We start from the raw sequence: 16,952 nt of genomic DNA, 5'->3' as shown, positions 1-16,952 counted from the left end.
GCTACCAAATGTATACTGTCCTTTTGCTTTCCCCCAGCCTTGATTTGCAATCCCATATAAACGTTCTATATACTTCTTTACCTCTTTATCACTTGTTACATCTCCTTCTCTCGTTTTTTTTTACATGATCATACATAATTCCTTCATCAGCAAACCGATCTGCATACAATGCCCTTCTATGTAACTCTACAGCTTGGCTATCTATCACTGAATATTGTCCTTCGCTCAGACCTTGATAAATCAAATCGTAAACCATAAAAATGGGTTAAAAATCCACCATTCATTTCGATTCTCTTTATTTTCCCATATCTTCCTCTTCTCTTCTAATTCATCCTTTAATCTTTTTAGCTTCTTAACTATATCCTTGTATTTCTGTCCACCTATTTGTTCCAGCATAATCTTATCTTCACTGCCTCTTTTGTCAAAATTACCCTCTTTTGTTGGAAATACCGATACTAAATTTACTAACTTATCATCAAAATCAAATAAACTATCGTGCACATCTATCATTATTGTGTTATTTGACTTTTTGCTTAAATTCCTTACTTCTTCATTTTGACATATTTCTATATGACTCTTACAAAGATCCCCAGCATGAGCAAGATTGAGCAGCAACACACTGACTACTTTTACACTAGCTTCCCGCTTTTTATCCAATGCATATTTTAATAGATCATGAGTAGTGTCAACACTCACCTCCTTAGTTTGGTTGAGAATTTTCCTTTTTACCTCATCTACACCATTGTTTTTTATATCACTGTGTAACACATTCTTTTCATCTCCCCTCGCTTTCATTAGATAGTAATCTAACAATTTTTCATACATCGTATGTACAAATTCTTTATCAAATAACTTCCCGTCTGTCATTCTATCAACTGCTTTTTCCTTTACTTCTTGCCTTGCTTCCAATAGCTTCTTTTTCAATCCACTCTTTTCTGCTGCAATACTACTGAGCTTACTGTTTATTTCACTGACTTCCTTTATTTTACTGTCTACACAACTTATATTTTGTAAATTATTATTCATATAGTTGTTTACCACTTGCATTCCATTAACTAATGGCCTAAACACTGCTAAACATCCTCTAAGTAGATCAGAGTACCTGTTGTTTGGTATGTAATTTACAGCTTCATCTAAAACCTGACCATTTTCACCGCTTATATAATTATTTATTTCATTTAAATAGTACCCAGCCCTAGTAGAGAAATTAGTTTGTTCCCACACTTTGCTTACAATCATCTTTTCCATTTCATCAACAAGAACATTACATCCTTCTACAAAATGTAACTGAGTGACTGCGCTTACATTACGTAATGAATGAGCTGTGTACTCTGGAATACCTACTTCATTGCCTCCAACTGCGCCAGTGCTATTGTTTTCGCTCATGATAGCCTCATTCTGAGTACAGTATAGAAAATTTGTACCTGGTACATTTTCTTGCTCTATAATTCTTTTATGATCCTCAGCTATTTGACATGCATCTCTAAATAGCTTAGAAATCAAATCTTGCATATCAGTTAAGCGTCTTTCTTCCTCTTGTAAAGGAACAACTTGCCCACCTTCGTCTAACGCTCGCTTTCTACTTCTAAGTAATTCCAACTACCCTTCTAAAACCTCTCTTTGCCTTTCGATAATTTTTAAAGGTAAATTACACTGTGTATCTCGTTCTATCGCTAACATGTTATACGAAATCATTGCATGTGCTAACCAATATTGCCAAAGCTGACAAAATTCCGATCCCAAGAGAATCTGGACTAACTTATGATCATCTTTATCAATTGCTAGTTCTAGCTGTTTCTTTACCGGATTATCAAAAAAACTTGTCATACTACCCTATCATCATTAATCAGTATACCTTAGTTATCATTAAGTCACAAGTCAATATCTTTTTTTACATAAAATTCTAACACTTTGAGTAAAATTTGATACTCACTAAAAACTTCTAAACCACACCTGCATAACTTAAACTTCTCTATTGTTGCCTATCTTGAAATATTAAGGCGAAGGTTACTTTGGCAGAAATTCAATTCCACTAACGAAACTTATTCATTAGTAGTATAACGAGGCTTATTATAAAGCTTATCAAAATTGAAGTAGTGATCGGAAAATAAAACACCTTTTTCAATATAGATATCGCCTGCTATACCAAGTTTTTGTATTAGAGGATAAACAAGGCCTATCCCTGTAATCAATAAACCAAGTATTACTAAAAAGCGTGACATCAATTTAGTTTGAGAAAATCTCGTCCAAGTTTATTTTAATTATATCACAGAGTATTGAAACTAGTAAATAGAATGATTACATAATGCATGAGTAATGATAAGGAGGTATAACATGAGTAATCTAGTTCACTCAAATAAAAACAATAATCGCGATAATTTTAGCTTAAGAGGTCTGCAAAAAGCTGTTGACGACATGTTCAATAGCTTCTTTATGGGAGCTAGTCCTGGGCTTCTCAGATATAGAGATGGTAGTATATTGCCAGCTTGTGACTTATATGAAACAGAGCAAAACTATTGCCTATCTTTAGAATTGCCAGGTATCTCTAAAGAAAATGTAGATATTAGTACATCTGGCGATAATCTCATAGTGAAAGGTGAAAAGAAATGCGAAAAAGAGTCAGAAGATAAGCAATATTACCATCGTGAGAGGTATCATGGTTCTTTCTATAGGTCTTTTCAACTTCCAGCTAATGTAGACCAAGATAAAATATCTGCTAATTTCTCAGACGGAGTATTACATATAAGTGTACCTAAGTCGGAAAAACATATTAAGAAAATTGATGTAAAGTAGTGTACATGAGGTGGCGAGCTTCCAGCTTGGAGGCTTGCTGTTTTAATCACTATATACAGACATTGATGACATCATTATGTAATACTGAGATTCATTATTGGAAAGACAAGTAGAACGTTCGATAAATTAGCTTAAACCTTCGTTTATAGATAGAAAGCGCTCTTTTTTATTTGTCTCATTATCATTGAAAATTGGTATAACATTGTAAGTTTAGAAGTATCTGTATAAATTCAAATCAAGGTGTATATCGAGACACCTATAGTTATGTTTTACATTCTTGAGAAAAGTTCAATAATTTACTTGATTAAATTACTATTTAGTGCTAAACTAGACTAAGCTTATCTATATTGAGGATAAACATGACAAGAGGTAAAATTATTGGTGTTGCAAATCAGCAAGTAGATATTCACTCTTTTCCTGAGGAAGATCAAAATGAAACTCACTACAGTCCTAACACAATAACTAAATTAGAGTTTAAACTTACGCAACGTCTACTCAGTAAGGTAAAAGCAAACGAAAGTAATAAAGATGCAAATTCTGGTAAACAAGCTTATAAAGACCTACCTAGAATGAGTTTTATAATTAATGATAAACCTATAGATAGTCGTTTTGTTACACAATTATACGATGAACTCAATCAAAATGATAAACGTCAGATTGCAAAACATGTTTTTACAAAAATGTTCGAACATGCTAAAGCAGAAGTTCCAAATGACCATATACTAGAAGAGTTAATTACTCATTGTAATCAAGCGGGGTATGAGTCTGCAATATATGGGCAAATTCAGCCTATACTTACCCAGTATCATTTAGTAATGACAATTCCTAAAAAAACAATAAGTATTGATTGTAATAGTGCGGATTCTGCAAGTGTTAAGTATAGTGATGTTATAGTTATAAAAAACCCAGATCCAGACCAATTCAAGCAATATGAATCTGCTAGTAAGCTAGAATTCACACTTAAATTTCAAAGTGATCGAGTGGACTATGAAAATGGCAAAGTAATACTTACTATTCCTGAGCAACTAAGTAGTTACAAAGCTAATAGCAAAGGTTTAATAGATGATATCAATCAAAACTTTAAAGACGCTGATAATACAGCTGTTGAGTCCCTGATTGCAAATATTGGTGAAGGTCATAAGTTGCTCATTGGAGATCAAGAAGATTTAAATAATGATGAAGAATCATCACTTGTCATTATTCCTGAAAATCCAACTCTCGATCTAGAGAGTGTAGTAGAATCAGTAAAAGGAGCAATAAATGTTAAAAATGTTGATGCTTTGAGTAATTGTGTAGATGTTATTCAGGATAATGTTATTTCTGTATCGCCTCAAAAAGGTTTGAAAGTAGTAGAAAAAATATTAGAAATGGTAAGTAACTTCACTAAGGAACAAGGTAGGGCATGGAACGCTTATCCTGGTATGCCTGTTATCAAAACTATGTATTCTGCTAGTCAGTGCTATTATAACGGTTATATTTCTCAAGAAGATTATAAAAAAGCTAAAAGCCTTGAGGACATTTTGTGTAAGATTCAGTCTGACCTAATAGAAAGAATGAACAATAACTACAATAAAGGATCACCTATCATAAATGTTGAAGGTGCTTCGTTGGCTGTAACAAATGACGCTGCATCTCCAGGCCAAATAATCAATGAAGCAAGTGATGTACGATTACAAAGCCCAGAATTTAAGAGTCAACAGATAAAAGAAGATGTCTTTACAGGAAAGGAAGGGAATGATGTACTAAACGGTATGGGCTTTCTAGCAGAGCAGTCTATTAGTAATAGTTATGAGGAGGGTAAAGCGCTTAGCGGAAGGCAAAACACTGAGGTAGAGAACACTAGCGACACGCGAGATAAAGCTTCTGGTCAAAAGAAAAATAAAGAGCAAAATCAAACTTTTAATACTGAAGCAAGACCGGTAACTAGCAGTATTTTCGTACACAAAAATAATAACAACGAAAAAGAGCTTGATTTAACAAGTGTTACAGCATTAAACACTAGCATGGAACCAGAGGATTTGTCACTATCATCTACCTATTACCTTAGCTTCAGCAATGAGCTTACAAATAAAAATGTGACTAATAATGAACATTCTATGGTAAGTACAACAAATAGTGAGGAAGATTCTATATTCAAAAATAATAGCAGTCTGCAAAATGGGCAACCTAAAACTTCAGGACAAGACAACGTGACTCAGAGCAATCAGCACATACAAGCTTCTACTGGTCAAGAAGACTCTAAACAGGTGAATAATGTTCAGGATAACAGCAAAAAGCCTAGTGAAATAGACAAAAGTAATCCGGTTCTACAAAATGCGCAAAGCAGTAAGTTGCCTATTATAGTTTCTTCTGCATTCGCAATAGCTGGAGTCATTTCTGGGTTAGCTATTGCGTTCTACTTGGAAAAGTTAACATTAGGAATAACAGTTGGACTGGTTTGTTGTCTCTTTGCTTTCGCAATTATATACTGCTGCAATAGGCCTACAAATTCACTTGAGACAAGCAATGTTCAACAATGCCATGGAAATACTCAAAATACTATATCATGTTATATTTGATCCAAAGAAAACTGAGGCCTGTTCCACACCTTTCACTTTCTCAAATTTGGTATTTGGCTTATACAGTGCGAAACCTATACACGCTAATCCAACAATCCCGCCAATTACGGCTATAACGTGCATTTCCATTATACACAACGCAACACTACTCACTAGTAACACTGTACCAACAAAACCAGCTAGGATTGCTTGTCTTTGCTGCGTTGTTTTTGTTGATGGGTTGTCTTTTTTGTCTGTTGCATCGCCATCAAAACATACAACTAAAGAGGAGCTGTCAGTAGCATTTGGCCTTTCTATTGAGGAGTTTTGGGCTTTTTTGGTGTTTTCAAATGTCAGTTGAAAGTCTTTGTTATCTTCATTGTCTAATAATGACCTATCTACTTTTATCAGTCTTCTTGTTGACATCGCTTTTTCTTCAGCATGTTCTATCATTGTTAGATTAACATTACCTATATATTCGTCGTCTAATAATACCGGATGTAATGATACCCGTCTTTTTGTTGATACAGCTTTTTCTTTAGGAAGAAGAACCTCGGTTTCAGCTCTCTCCTTGTTTTCAAATATCAGTTGAAAATCTTCTTTATCTTTATTAATATCCTTATGTGATTGAGCGTCAGTTCCTATAGCTTTACTTTCCCGTGTTAAATTATCTCTTAATTCTCTATCAATTTTGATTAATTTTCTTTTATTCTTTATTTCTGTTAATGATTCTTCGTTCGCAGCGCTTCCTTTTCTAGATTTGCTATAAGAGCACGATTGTGTTTGATCACTTTTCACAATCTCAGTAAAAGTGGTTAAGGGAATACTGACCCTTTGTGTTTGATCTATAGCATCTTCTGTTGAAATATTTTGAGCATCCTCACTGCTTGCAAACATAGGTTCATATATTTCAGAATCTTTACTGCCTTTGTTGGCATCTTCACATCTAGTAGATACTACCTCAGCATTATCACTTACATGCATATCATTTTTAACTTCTATATTTAGAATTTCTTCAAATTCCTTAAGAATCTTTGCACTTTCTTTGCAATTGTGTTTATTAGCATAGTCAAGTAGTGTATAGCTTATTTCTTGGCTTTCTGCTTTCTCTACTTTCACTTTCTGGTTGAGAATTTCTTTTAAAATACCATCCTTTTTAGAAGCTTCTAGAACTGTTCTAATAGCTTTACTATTTTCCTCTAATATGCAGGATACCAGTGCTGTGTAAGTTATTGTTAGACCATTTGGCAATTTTTGGATCAATTTCTCACTAAGAATATCCTGTAAGATTCCTTGATTTATTGCTTCTTGTAAAAGCATATGAAAAGCTTGATTATTGTTATAGAAAATAGATTGGCACAGTAGTGTCAGAGTCCCCTCCTTTTTCTCATCCTTGTAAATTATTTTTGCTGTCAGAAGTTTCTGTGTGTTATAATTACGCTTCTTCAATTTTTCACTAATACTTTTACCCTCTTCTACCTTTTTGAATAGCTTAAAAAGCTTTTCTTTATCTTGATTTGTTAACTCGCTATTATCACTTGCCAACTCATATGTTATATTTTTCCTGTTTTCGATATTTTTGAACTGTAGCATTATATTTCTTCCTCTACAATATTTACTTCTATATACTTTTTTCATTAATAACTTATTAATTTCTCAATCAAGCACTACCCATAAAATTTCTCCAATTGCTCACTCCACAGCACCGGTATTTCTCTTAAATTCACTAACTTCAAGCCTCTTGGCTGTTTCCCATTTACTATGTCTTCTTTTATTTGTGGCGCTAAATAATTTAACCTTAAAATTTGATGTATTCTTCTCATGCCTATCTTAATTTTAGCGCTCATCTCTTTTACACTAGCGTATTTTCCATCTTCCAGCTGACGTTTCCAAAGATGTGCCCTTACCACTGCTTTCAGTAGCGCATTATTTGTTTTCCCTTCTGGTTCTACTATAGTACACTTGCTTCCTTTCTTCTTTAACTCCATTGGTATCAATTTTTCCTCTGACTCAGAACAGACATCTATTCCATCCTCTCTCATCCATACTGTCTTTATTAATTTCTTCACCACTTCTTTCTGTTTTCCAAAACTTAAATTTTTCCACTCTTCCGCTTTTTCTTCCAAATTTTCATATAGGCGTTCTGCTCTCTTCATCACTTCTTTTTCTACTTCTCCCGCTACTACTGTTCGGTTCACTGATCCACAATCTTTTCCTCTTAAATGGTTATTGCATATATAATATCGATACCTCTTATTCTCCTTTTTCGCATACGTCAGTGTCATATTCACATCACAGCTCTTGCACTTGATTATTCCCTTTAGTAGTGCCTCTTCATATTTTTTCCCTTGATACGGTTGATTCTTTATTAATTCTTGCGCTTTTTGCCATTTTTTTTCTTCTATTATCGCTTCATGCTTTCCTTCATATTGTTTCTCATAATGCCTTATTTTTCCCATATATATTGGATTCGTTATTATTCTCCTTACCGTTGCTTTTTTAAAGATTTCTCCTCCATCAGACTTTGCTTCAAATCTCTTTGTTCGGTATCCTTCTCTGTTTAACTCCCTTGCCAATTCTGCCATTGACTTCAGCTCCAAATATCTTTCAAATATATGCTTCACTGTCTTTGCTTCTTTCTCATTTATTATTAATTCTTTATCTTTTACATCATACCCTAGCGGTAAAGTTCCTCCCATCCATAATCCTTGTTCTTTTGATGTTGCTATTTTGTTTTTTACTCTCTCTACGATCATTTCTCTTTCTAGTTGTGCTGCCCCTGATAACACTGTTTGTACGAACTTTCCCATTGGCGTATTATTGTCAAATATCTGCGTTACTGCTACAAAATTTACTCTGTGCCTTCTAAAAAATGATGTCACTTCTATACTATCTTTTGTTTCCCTTGATAGCCTGTCTAATGTATATACTACTACACAATCTACTTCTCCTGCCTTTACATCTTCAAACAACTCCTTTATCGCTGGTCTTTCTAAATTTTTTCCTGAATATCCTCCATCATCGTATCTTTTTGCCAATACTACCCAGCCTTCTCGGCTTTTTATGTACTTTTCACATGCTACTCGTTGCGCGTCCAAGCTGTTGAACTTTTGCTCTAGACCGTCTTCATTTGATTTTCGCGTATATATTGCACATCTTACCTCTTTTAACATTCTCAACTTCCACTTTTATCACGCATTCCAAACAATAAAGGTCCGTTGTAACTCATTCCCATTATTTTCCCTGCTACTGCTGACAATGACGTATAAAACTCTTCTCTGTAGATTAAACCCTTATCTGTTACCATTACCGCATGCGTCTCTTCCCCTCTCTCTAATATTAGCTCTGTTCCTGCTACTGGCAGTTTATCACTACTTATTCTTTTTCCCTTCTCTAACCGATCTGCTAGATATTCTAGTCTTTTTGCCCCTTTTCTTGATATTTCTCCATACGCTTTCTCCTGTATTCTATATGCTAACCTCGGTATTAGATACTTCTTTGAATGTCTAGGTGCCTCTTCCTCAAATACCTTCTTCCATATTTTCCTCAGCTCTTCCAACGCTTTTTTCTCTAAATATTCTACCTCTTTTTCTACTTTTTTTTCCATATAATCACCTGAATTTTTAAACGCTATAGCACTTTCCCATCCACAAGCTCTTCTTTTACACCTGCTGCCGTACTTTCCGATACGGTTTTTATTTTTTCTATGAACTCCCTCTGTTTATTTGCCATTTTTACGTTCTCTAACACTTCTATTATCTCTTTATTTTTTCTCGTATAATACATTGCTGTTTTGCCAAATTTATCCTTTTGCTCTATATTCGCTCCGGCTTTTACTAGTTCTTCTACTATTTTTATCTCACTTACCATGCAGGCAAGGTGTAACGCAGCAAATTTGCTACTTCGTTCCACTGCGTTTACATCGGCTCCTGCCTTTATCAGCTCTTTTGTATTTTCTACACGTTGTCCCATGACTGCTAAGTGCAGTGGTCTATATTTCCCGGCATCTGCTGCATCTACATCTGCTCCCTTTTTGATTAATAACCTCACTTTTTTTGGATCTGGCATTCCTACTGCGTAATGTAATATCGTCCTTCCTTTTGTGTCTTTTTTATTAATATTTTCTATTGAGTTATCTAATACCTCTTTCCACGCCTTATTAAACTCTTCTCTTTCTTTTTTACTAAATTTTACCATAACTTTCCTCAGCTATTAATGTAATATAAAGTGCCTCCAATTTGGCTCACTTTAGTGCTTAGCAAATCTTGTTTGTTTACTAGCTACTTTTTCACTTAGGGCTGTTTTGGCATAAAAAGCAAGTTTTTTTTGCTAAATTTACACATTTTTTCGAATATTAATATAATATATTAAGATGTATGTCTATCTATTTAACCTGTTAAACAATACCTCCTTTTCTAAGTGACTTCATTTTTTCAGTCTCGTTTCTCCATTACCTCCTCTATTGCCTTGTTTGCTCCTCCATACATCACTTCTATATCTCTCATATTCACTCCCTTCTTTTCTAGATAACTTGTCACTTTCGGGTAAATTTTTGCATAGTTTAGTGGGCTACATCCAAATTTATCTACTGTATCAAGATCTCCTCCTGCATTTATCAGCTCTTCTATTGTTCCTATTCTTCTTGCTAAACAGGCTAAGTGTAGTGGTACTGCTTTATTGTTTGATTTTGCATTTACTGTAGCTCCTCCTTCTATCAGCACTTTCACATTTTTTCTTCTTCCTAAAAACGCTGCTAGGTGCAACGGTGTCTCGCCTCTATTGTTTCTATCGTTTGTACCTGCACCTTTTTCTATTAATAACTTTATTACTTCTGGCTCTGACACCTGTGCTGCTCGGTGCAATATTGTGCAACCTGCTGCGTCTTTTTCATTTATTTGTTGAAACCTGTTTTCTGATAATGCTTTCAATAACCTATCAAAAACATTCCTTGCTTCTTTCCTTGACATAACATACCTCACTTTCCCTTTGAAATTTTCGCAACCAAACTCTTTGCTCATCTTTTTGAGCTCCCTCCTCACCACATCTTGCTTAAGTCTGCCTCCACCACCTCATCTATCATTTCGTTCACTTGGCTCATTATTTTGCTTGCTAAATTTTTACATTCTTCCTTTATTAGTGACTTATCTTTCTTCCTTATTTCTCCTATCTCTATTATTTTTAACTCAGGCAAATAACTCCTATTCAACATGTCTGCTATTTCTCCCACTAGCCTCTCTATTCCATAGCACGTCAGTTCTCTACTTTTTGTTATTCCGCCTTGCTTTCCCAGAAATTTCCTCGCCTTTTCATTCTCTCCATTATCCCATAGGCCATACCTTTCACTTTCCCAGATATAGTACATTGGTGTTGCACCATATTTATCCAGTTGATTAACTGCAGCTCCTGCTTTTACTAGCTCTTTTATTATTGCAATTCCTGCCCCTAGCCTACATGCAGAGTGCAGTGGCGTACATCCGTTGATATATTGAGTAGCATTTACTTCTCCTCCTCCCCTGATCAGCACTTTTACATTTTCTAAACTTCTCGCAAATACTGCGCAGTGCAGTGGTGCATAACCCTTTTTATCTCTTGCATTCACATTTGCTCCCTTATTTATTAATAACCTTACTGTTTTGTAATCAGAGATTTCCACTGCTTGGTGTAATATCGTCTCTCCTTCTTCATTTCTTTTATTAATGTTTTCAAACCCGTTACTTGATACTTCTTTAAAAAACTTACTAAAAGATTCTCTCTTTTCTTCGTTGAACCCCATTGCATACCTCACAAAATTAGCTTTTCTAGCGCCAGACAAATTTCTTATATTTACCTGCCGCTATTCAAGTCATGTCCGTTTTAGCATAAGAAAGCAAGTCTTTTTCTTTTTATTTCATATATTTTAACCTATTATTAATATAATATATGAGGATATAAATATAAGTACTTAACTTATTATAGATATTACTTGACTATTTTTCCAACTTCTGTGCAAATGTCGATGTTCGTGCCATGTTAGTACACCTAGGTACAACACTAAAATGTAATTTTCCGGTTCATGTATTGAATCCTTTTGCTCTGAATTTAATTCGCTTTCAAAATGAACATAGTGCTTTGCTAAACCATATCTTATAACTTTTTGATTGGTAAAATCTTCTACTTTGTAGTGGTGAGTAACGCTAAACCTTTCTAAAATTGGCTTGTATTTTAAATTCCACAGTTCTTCAGACAGTTTACTACTTCCCAATACAAATTTATTTCCTTCTTCTTCTACGCTACTTACTGGAAAACATGCATTTACTTTCCCTAAATTCCAGCTATCTGATAATACTATCTGCGCTTTAGCAAACTTAATCTCAGGTAATAAGCTCTGTGGTAGCGGATATAGTGCTTTGAAGTTATACCACACATGATTTCTTTCATAAATACCGTTATAATTCTTTGTGTGAGGCTCGGTTTCTCCAAGTATTGCTACATCCAAGCGATATATATCATTGCTTAAAGCTTGTTCATGATGATCGCGTAGATAACTCTCTATAACCTCAATTAATGGATTGCTAGATCTGAAAAAGTTCACTCTTCCAAATGATAACACCGGTCCATCTTTTTCTATTTTTACCCCTGAATAGTCAGAAAGAAGATCTCCAAATAAACTCTCATCCAATATAAATCTCTGTGCATTATAATAATCGTTAAAAATTCTCATCAATCTGGATCTTGCAGGTAATGATAGTTTTGTCAGCTCTACTACTGCATCTACAAAAAAGTCATTTGGAACATCTCTTATTCCTATTTGCAACTCGAAAAAATGTTTACCAGGTGGCTCCTCAATAATTGTAATATCTTCTATATTTGCCCATTTTAGTGCTATTTTTAGTGATGCTGGAGTTCCTCTCAGTCTTTGAAATTTTACTCCTTCTACTACGGCTTTTCTTCTATCTTTTACCCAACGCAGTATCTCTTCTAAACCATATTCCTCAATCAACCACGGCAATGTTTCTTCTTCTAATCTAAATTTAAACCCTCTTATGCAACTTGGATTAACTTTATAGTCGATTGTTTCTACTAGCGCTTTTTCTTGCTTTGTTGCGTTTGGCGGTAATAAACTTTTCATTTGTCTTTTCTTTCAAGTTGCTTTAATTTCCTTTATTTAGGTAGCTTATGAGTAAGCAAGAGATCATTGCAGAACTGATAAAAAACAAAGATATTCTCGGTATTAAAAATACTTTCTTTGATATTTGACTATATTGTTAATACCTTAAAAAATAAGTTGCAACAGCTAGGAGAAGGAGAATCTTTTCGTCTGCATAACATTGGTCATTTTTATCCAGTAAACCTTAAACCACTTATTGCACGTAATCCTCTCACTGGTATGATTCCACAAAGCAAAAAATACGTTTTAAATCCTATCTAACTTGACGTAGCTAAGCACCGCACACTCATTCCCCAGAACCACAACATCCTCTCTTGGCTCGATTAATTCTACGTTTTCTACACCCTCTACAAACAAATTTGCTATTATCCAAGATCTTGTAACATTCCATCCCAGCCTTCTATTTGCTTCAAACTTCTTAATGAACTGCTTCTTGATTTCCTCCTTCGATATTACAGGACTTATGCTCATTCTGCTGTGAATATCTATTTCCGTAATATTGCAACCAATTACTGTTACTGTATCTGTTAAAACCCTTATATCATCTCTAGTAACCTGCTTTTTTACAATTTCTAGTAGCTCTTCTAACGCTATGCCAGTTGTGGATAATTGTGTTGATAAGATTGAAATTTGTACTTTCCCTGGTATAGGTGATTCTACTAATGCATCTTTTACTCTACTATCTGCTGACAGTGCATGATACCTATAATACTCCTTGCTCCCACATGTGCTCCAGCCTTTTATTTTTGCTTTTACCTTCTTTCTAAATCTTTCATCATCTTCTTCTTTCTGCCTCTCCACTCCGTAAAACTCAGCCAAATTATCAAGATCTTCTCCTACTGCAAATTTCAGTAAATTACTCTCTACTGCTTCATTTATTCTTTCTCTGAGCAAAAGTTCTCTCCATGCTGCTACCTCCATAATCTTTACCGCTGGATCACTTTCAACTAATGCTGAAAAGGTTTCATCTCTACGGACCAATTCTTCCTTCATTCTCGAAAAGATTTCTTCATAACTCAGCTTTTCAATAATATTAGGTGTCTGCATTTCTAAACAACTATTCCTCTAATATCTATGAATTTGCCTTCTGGAAGATAAATACCTTCAAGTACAAGAGTCATTTTTCCTTCTTTAACTTCAGCAATCTTTACTTTTTCTAACTTAAATCTCCTCTCAAATTTCCCCAGTGCTTCTGCTGTTGCTGCGTAAATTTCTAGTGTTAAATCCCTACTGATTGGCTTATCTACTAATTCAAATAGCCTAGACCCATAATCCCTCATCATAATTCGCGATCCTATCGGTGTGGTCAGTATATCAATTATCGATTGCTTTAAGTGCTCTATTCCTTCTAACGCTTTCCCTGTTTTAGCATCCATTCCTTTCATTTTTAGCCTGCAAACACGGTTTCACTGCCTTTTATTACTTTAAACCCACATGAAACTATATCTCCTACTCTTCCTACACTAAGACCATTTGCAAACACTGTTTTTGATACTTGAATCATTACTTTTCCTTCACTAAAACTGTCTCCTTGTCTACATATTGACTTACCGTTTACAAAAACATTATTACTTCCGCTAATGCAGAAATGTGGTATAGCTTCTCCACAATAGTCTCCTAACCTTACTATTCCTTTGTTCAATTTAAGTCAATCCTTTCTGCTTTCAGTTTTATTCCACTTTTTGTCATTTCTATACTTGATTTCCCAGCCTTCAGTGTTATTTTGTCCACTACTTCAATCTCTAAATGATGCTTCCCTTTATCATATAACAATCTTGTTCCATCTTGAAATTTTATCTATTTATTTCTTTTTTATTCTCTGGTGCAGGGTATTTTTCCTGATATATTCCTCCTAATACCACTCCTAATGATAGTTCACCAAAAGGAGAAAATATCATAACCTGTTCACCGATATCTGGTGGAGACCAATCTCTATCTTTTCCTGCTTTGCTCGTTACCCATGGCAGATAATCTGTTAAAAATTCTCCTATTTTCACTCTTACTTTTGCTTTTTCATAATCTATTTCTTTAATAATTCCGATACGAATAATATTCGCTACTTTTCTCTGTAACTCTGCAATGGCAAAATTATTTTCCAACATGCATTTCTCCCACTGCTATTTTATGTGGCTTAATTTTCCCCTCTAACCAGACTGATTCTCCAAAATGCAGATAGTGAACCCATTCAACCAACCACACTAAATATGCATCGAGCTCTGGCCTAAAATCATCTCCTCCTCCTGATATAAATTCTCCTGGTGAAACATTTTTCACGTTCCAAGTATTTTTATTTACTACTCTTGCTACTTCTGCTGCTAATGACCTTACAACTAACGAGGAATACTCGACTGTTCCATCAACTACAATTCTCGCTTCAAATCTTGCTTTCAGCGCTAATTCCTCTGTTCCAGGATCTTTTCCCGATTCTAAACTCACAAGCTCTACAAATAACGCTGGCGCTAATAATTCTTTCCTTATTGCTGGATAAATTTCACATGTCTGTATAGACGGTATTTCTTCCTTCAGTGTGCTGCAAATTGCTTGATGTAAATCTTTCCAGAACTTTGTCATGCATATAATTTAACTCATGTAATGTATAAAATATTTTTCAAATACCTTTTCAACTTCATAATTAACAAGATTCCCTATTATCCTTGAAGCCTCAGGTTTCAGTGGCAACTTAACTTCCTTTATTGGCAATGCTGCCCTTCCTTCACGTTTAAACATACCGCTATTTCCTTTTGGCATAACTGCTGCAAATCCTCCTATAAACTCATGCTTTCCTACTTTCGATCCTCTTCTTGTTTTTTGTATCTTGCCAATTGTCGATGCTCTAATGTCATAGAGATTTGCTCTAATTAACACTTCTAATCTGCTAGTTTTCGCCTTAAAAATTCTTAATCTCTTTCTTATCAAACTTAATTTTATCTTCTTTTCCTCACTAATTTCTTTTGCTGTCTTCAATTTTAGCCATAGTGCTGTTCTGTTTAACGCTCTCACTATTGCTAATTCTATTTTTTTTCTTTTAGCATTTACACTTTCTATTACCTCAACTTCTATATGAACAGACATTTTACACCCCATACGCTTCGGTTCGCCAGACCATTCCAGATTTATCTCTAAGTGGTGGTGTGTGTATTTTGTATTTGCAATCACCTATAACAAAAATATCTCCTACAATTGGCCTCAGTATATCAAAAATGCTTACCTCAAGAAAAAGCATCTCTCCCACAAATTGTCCTTCACCAATCTCGTATAATTTATCTGGCTGTTGCTTTAATACCTGTACCATATATGACTTATCCTTTGATTTATATAAAGCCACTTCTCCTAAATGGGCAAAACAATCTTTAAATAATCTCTTAATATTCTCTTGCACGTTTCTCCGCTATATACTAACATTTATATGCTAAGAAGAGGTAAAGCATTCTTCTGCCTCACACCGCTTTATATTTGCTCTACCTATGTTGCAACGATCTTGACTAGTATCGCTGGACGGTGGCACATTGGCAGAGGGTTTGACTGCGTATGCAAATCAGTCCCTCTATCAAATCTTCTTGGCTCTTGTTTTGCATAGAGTGGCTGTCCTAGTGTATTTACTGTTTCATTAAAATCTGCTGGTGCAAAATATGTTGTAAATGTGCTCGCTGTTCCTACTGGAAAACAGTGTCCTGTATCTCTTTCTATAAACCTTCTTACGGTTCCTTCAGGATCAGTTGCTTGCCCTCTATATTCCTCAAATGTGATTCCGCAGAATGTAAATCCTGACCTCATATCATTCCTTAGCGCTGCTCCTTCTTGCCATCTCTCATATGCCTCTTTCACCTTACTATGGGAAGTTAATGCATCAAAAAACTCAGGGCTTACCAGTGCATGAATTCCCGTCATATATTCACCACTTAAGTTATCCTCAATATGTCGCAATACCTCCAAGCACTTACGCTTTACATCAGTTGTTGCTGTTCCAAGGGCAAAATTTACTACTTTTGGTGTTATTTCAAATTCGTTGTACAGATTTAATAATTCCGACCCATCAGCATCTAAAATTATTCCCTTCAGCGCTCCCATACGCAAATGCTCTAATGTTATTGCGTGCTTGTTTCTCATTAGCTGTAAATGGTCAGTTATTACGTCTGCCAGCGCTTTCAGTTCACTTTCTGATCCAAATGCTCTTATTCCCTGCACTTCTTCTGGCAGTACTACATCATCATGCGGAATATGCGGAATCGTAAATGTTCTTATTTTCCGTTTTCCTCGTTTTCCCACTGTTGCTGGTGCTCCGGGTACTTGCGTTGGTAGTAAACTTAACACTCCGTTGTGTTCTTCTATCGTAATATGTCTAAATCTTACTGACCTACTTGGAAATAAATTTAAATTTTCAACACGTCCATAATTTATCGGCAATATATTCATCGCATTTGTTAGTGCCGTCATGCTAAATGCTGTATTCGTAAATGGATTTTGCATTCTTTTTC

The 16,952-nt window shown here is 34.9% G+C and carries 21 protein-coding genes and 1 pseudogene; 3 read left to right on the top strand and 19 right to left on the bottom strand.

The genetic code is table 11. From position 1 onward, the window contains the following. Positions 1-88: 88 nt before the first annotated feature. The 4 genes from AAGD68_RS00770 to AAGD68_RS06740 all read right to left on the bottom strand — a co-directional run bounded on the left by AAGD68_RS00770 (position 89) and on the right by AAGD68_RS06740 (position 2,116). Complete coding sequence (locus AAGD68_RS00770) at positions 89-256, bottom strand: hypothetical protein (RefSeq protein WP_341814261.1); 168 nt, start codon at positions 254-256, stop codon at positions 89-91. Next, positions 241-1,599 (bottom strand): hypothetical protein, encoded by a 1,359-nt coding sequence (locus AAGD68_RS00765; RefSeq protein WP_341814260.1) that lies wholly within the window; start codon positions 1,597-1,599, stop codon positions 241-243. Before AAGD68_RS00765 ends, AAGD68_RS00770 begins: the two co-directional genes overlap by 16 nt. Further along, entirely contained in the window at positions 1,600-1,827 is a 228-nt protein-coding gene (locus tag AAGD68_RS00760) for a hypothetical protein (RefSeq protein ID WP_341814259.1), read from the bottom strand. A gap of 205 nt (positions 1,828-2,032) precedes the next feature. After that, a complete protein-coding gene (locus AAGD68_RS06740) occupies positions 2,033-2,116 on the bottom strand; it encodes a hypothetical protein (RefSeq protein WP_353286141.1) in 84 nt (27 codons plus the stop codon). Between the two features lie 218 nt (positions 2,117-2,334). On the opposite strand from AAGD68_RS06740, the gene AAGD68_RS00750 reads away from it, so the two are divergent. Both AAGD68_RS00750 and AAGD68_RS00745 read left to right on the top strand, forming a co-directional pair. Beyond that, entirely contained in the window at positions 2,335-2,793 is a 459-nt protein-coding gene (locus AAGD68_RS00750) for an Hsp20/alpha crystallin family protein (protein WP_341814257.1), read from the top strand. Between the two features lie 359 nt (positions 2,794-3,152). Further along, positions 3,153-5,351: a hypothetical protein gene (locus AAGD68_RS00745; RefSeq protein WP_341814290.1), complete on the top strand. Its 2,199-nt coding sequence runs from the start codon at positions 3,153-3,155 to the stop codon at positions 5,349-5,351. Here the strand turns inward: AAGD68_RS00745 and AAGD68_RS00740 are convergent. The 7 genes from AAGD68_RS00740 to AAGD68_RS00710 all read right to left on the bottom strand — a co-directional run bounded on the left by AAGD68_RS00740 (position 5,337) and on the right by AAGD68_RS00710 (position 12,438). Continuing rightward, positions 5,337-6,923 (bottom strand): hypothetical protein, encoded by a 1,587-nt coding sequence (locus AAGD68_RS00740; RefSeq protein ID WP_341814289.1) that lies wholly within the window; start codon positions 6,921-6,923, stop codon positions 5,337-5,339. The two genes, AAGD68_RS00745 and AAGD68_RS00740, sit on opposite strands and share 15 nt — an antisense overlap. Before the next feature lie 74 nt (positions 6,924-6,997). After that, entirely contained in the window at positions 6,998-8,503 is a 1,506-nt protein-coding gene (locus AAGD68_RS00735; protein ID WP_341814288.1) for a recombinase family protein, read from the bottom strand. Positions 8,504-8,505: 2 nt separating this feature from the next. Further along, on the bottom strand, positions 8,506-8,937 hold the full coding sequence (locus tag AAGD68_RS00730; protein ID WP_265037894.1) for a DUF2924 domain-containing protein: 432 nt from the start codon (positions 8,935-8,937) through the stop codon (positions 8,506-8,508). Positions 8,938-8,960: 23 nt separating this feature from the next. Continuing rightward, on the bottom strand, positions 8,961-9,527 hold the full coding sequence (locus AAGD68_RS00725; RefSeq protein WP_265037897.1) for an ankyrin repeat domain-containing protein: 567 nt from the start codon (positions 9,525-9,527) through the stop codon (positions 8,961-8,963). Positions 9,528-9,763: 236 nt separating this feature from the next. Then, entirely contained in the window at positions 9,764-10,348 is a 585-nt protein-coding gene (locus AAGD68_RS00720) for an ankyrin repeat domain-containing protein (RefSeq protein WP_341814287.1), read from the bottom strand. A gap of 17 nt (positions 10,349-10,365) precedes the next feature. Continuing rightward, the gene (locus tag AAGD68_RS00715; RefSeq protein WP_264328563.1) at positions 10,366-11,103 is read right to left on the bottom strand and encodes an ankyrin repeat domain-containing protein; all 738 of its coding nucleotides are present in this window, start codon (positions 11,101-11,103) and stop codon (positions 10,366-10,368) included. Between the two features lie 168 nt (positions 11,104-11,271). Then, positions 11,272-12,438, bottom strand: coding sequence for a phage tail protein (locus AAGD68_RS00710; protein ID WP_341814286.1), 1,167 nt, complete (start codon positions 12,436-12,438; stop codon positions 11,272-11,274). A 117-nt stretch (positions 12,439-12,555) separates the two neighbouring features. Between AAGD68_RS00710 and AAGD68_RS00705 the strand changes: the two genes are divergently transcribed. Continuing rightward, entirely contained in the window at positions 12,556-12,738 is a 183-nt protein-coding gene (locus tag AAGD68_RS00705) for an HU family DNA-binding protein (protein WP_264328561.1), read from the top strand. Here AAGD68_RS00705 and AAGD68_RS00700 read toward each other — a convergent pair. The 8 genes and pseudogenes from AAGD68_RS00700 to AAGD68_RS00665 form a co-directional block, all read right to left on the bottom strand. Continuing rightward, positions 12,724-13,524 carry a baseplate J/gp47 family protein gene (locus AAGD68_RS00700; RefSeq protein WP_341814285.1) on the bottom strand — a complete coding sequence of 267 codons (801 nt, stop codon included), beginning with the start codon at positions 13,522-13,524 and terminating at the stop codon, positions 12,724-12,726. The genes AAGD68_RS00705 and AAGD68_RS00700 overlap by 15 nt on opposite strands. Before the next feature lie 2 nt (positions 13,525-13,526). Then, the gene (locus tag AAGD68_RS00695; protein WP_341814249.1) at positions 13,527-13,862 is read right to left on the bottom strand and encodes a GPW/gp25 family protein; all 336 of its coding nucleotides are present in this window, start codon (positions 13,860-13,862) and stop codon (positions 13,527-13,529) included. Between the two features lie 2 nt (positions 13,863-13,864). Further along, the gene (locus tag AAGD68_RS00690) at positions 13,865-14,119 is read right to left on the bottom strand and encodes a PAAR domain-containing protein (RefSeq protein WP_250778397.1); all 255 of its coding nucleotides are present in this window, start codon (positions 14,117-14,119) and stop codon (positions 13,865-13,867) included. Continuing rightward, positions 14,116-14,579, bottom strand: a pseudogene (locus tag AAGD68_RS00685) (phage baseplate assembly protein V). The gene AAGD68_RS00690 and the pseudogene AAGD68_RS00685 overlap by 4 nt, the downstream one beginning before the upstream one ends. Then, entirely contained in the window at positions 14,566-15,048 is a 483-nt protein-coding gene (locus AAGD68_RS00680) for a hypothetical protein (RefSeq protein ID WP_065095515.1), read from the bottom strand. The pseudogene AAGD68_RS00685 and the gene AAGD68_RS00680 overlap by 14 nt, the downstream one beginning before the upstream one ends. A gap of 9 nt (positions 15,049-15,057) precedes the next feature. After that, the gene (locus tag AAGD68_RS00675) at positions 15,058-15,549 is read right to left on the bottom strand and encodes a phage tail protein (RefSeq protein ID WP_065095516.1); all 492 of its coding nucleotides are present in this window, start codon (positions 15,547-15,549) and stop codon (positions 15,058-15,060) included. Position 15,550: 1 nt separating this feature from the next. Further along, positions 15,551-15,856 carry a hypothetical protein gene (locus tag AAGD68_RS00670; protein ID WP_341814248.1) on the bottom strand — a complete coding sequence of 102 codons (306 nt, stop codon included), beginning with the start codon at positions 15,854-15,856 and terminating at the stop codon, positions 15,551-15,553. 83 nt (positions 15,857-15,939) lie between these two features. Beyond that, entirely contained in the window at positions 15,940-16,944 is a 1,005-nt protein-coding gene (locus AAGD68_RS00665; protein WP_341814247.1) for a major capsid protein, read from the bottom strand. Between the last annotated feature and the right edge of the window lie 8 nt (positions 16,945-16,952).

The organism is Wolbachia endosymbiont (group A) of Machimus atricapillus (assembly GCF_964027095.1).
Lineage (GTDB): Bacteria > Pseudomonadota > Alphaproteobacteria > Rickettsiales > Anaplasmataceae > Wolbachia.
Note: the sequence above shows the minus strand (reverse complement) of the source record. Positions and strands in the feature narration are given on the sequence as shown.

Bases quoted from the DNA above. Each gene is read 5' to 3' on its own strand.
- AAGD68_RS00730 (WP_265037894.1), bottom strand. From the start codon at position 8,937: ATGGAAAAAAAAGTAGAAAAAGAGGTAGAATATTTAGAGAAAAAAGCG.
- AAGD68_RS00750 (WP_341814257.1), top strand. From the start codon at position 2,335: ATGAGTAATCTAGTTCACTCAAATAAAAACAATAATCGCGATAATTTT.
- AAGD68_RS00735 (WP_341814288.1), bottom strand. From the start codon at position 8,503: ATGTTAAAAGAGGTAAGATGTGCAATATATACGCGAAAATCAAATGAA.
- AAGD68_RS00745 (WP_341814290.1), top strand. From the start codon at position 3,153: ATGACAAGAGGTAAAATTATTGGTGTTGCAAATCAGCAAGTAGATATT.
- AAGD68_RS00770 (WP_341814261.1), bottom strand. From the start codon at position 256: ATGGTTTACGATTTGATTTATCAAGGTCTGAGCGAAGGACAATATTCA.
- AAGD68_RS00680 (WP_065095515.1), bottom strand. From the start codon at position 15,048: ATGACAAAGTTCTGGAAAGATTTACATCAAGCAATTTGCAGCACACTG.
- AAGD68_RS00760 (WP_341814259.1), bottom strand. From the start codon at position 1,827: ATGACAAGTTTTTTTGATAATCCGGTAAAGAAACAGCTAGAACTAGCA.
- AAGD68_RS00665 (WP_341814247.1), bottom strand. From the start codon at position 16,944: ATGCAAAATCCATTTACGAATACAGCATTTAGCATGACGGCACTAACA.
- AAGD68_RS00715 (WP_264328563.1), bottom strand. From the start codon at position 11,103: ATGGGGTTCAACGAAGAAAAGAGAGAATCTTTTAGTAAGTTTTTTAAA.
- AAGD68_RS00675 (WP_065095516.1), bottom strand. From the start codon at position 15,549: ATGTCTGTTCATATAGAAGTTGAGGTAATAGAAAGTGTAAATGCTAAA.
- AAGD68_RS00740 (WP_341814289.1), bottom strand. From the start codon at position 6,923: ATGCTACAGTTCAAAAATATCGAAAACAGGAAAAATATAACATATGAG.
- AAGD68_RS00720 (WP_341814287.1), bottom strand. From the start codon at position 10,348: ATGAGCAAAGAGTTTGGTTGCGAAAATTTCAAAGGGAAAGTGAGGTAT.
- AAGD68_RS00695 (WP_341814249.1), bottom strand. From the start codon at position 13,862: ATGAAAGGAATGGATGCTAAAACAGGGAAAGCGTTAGAAGGAATAGAG.
- AAGD68_RS00725 (WP_265037897.1), bottom strand. From the start codon at position 9,527: ATGGTAAAATTTAGTAAAAAAGAAAGAGAAGAGTTTAATAAGGCGTGG.
- AAGD68_RS00700 (WP_341814285.1), bottom strand. From the start codon at position 13,524: ATGCAGACACCTAATATTATTGAAAAGCTGAGTTATGAAGAAATCTTT.
- AAGD68_RS00710 (WP_341814286.1), bottom strand. From the start codon at position 12,438: ATGAAAAGTTTATTACCGCCAAACGCAACAAAGCAAGAAAAAGCGCTA.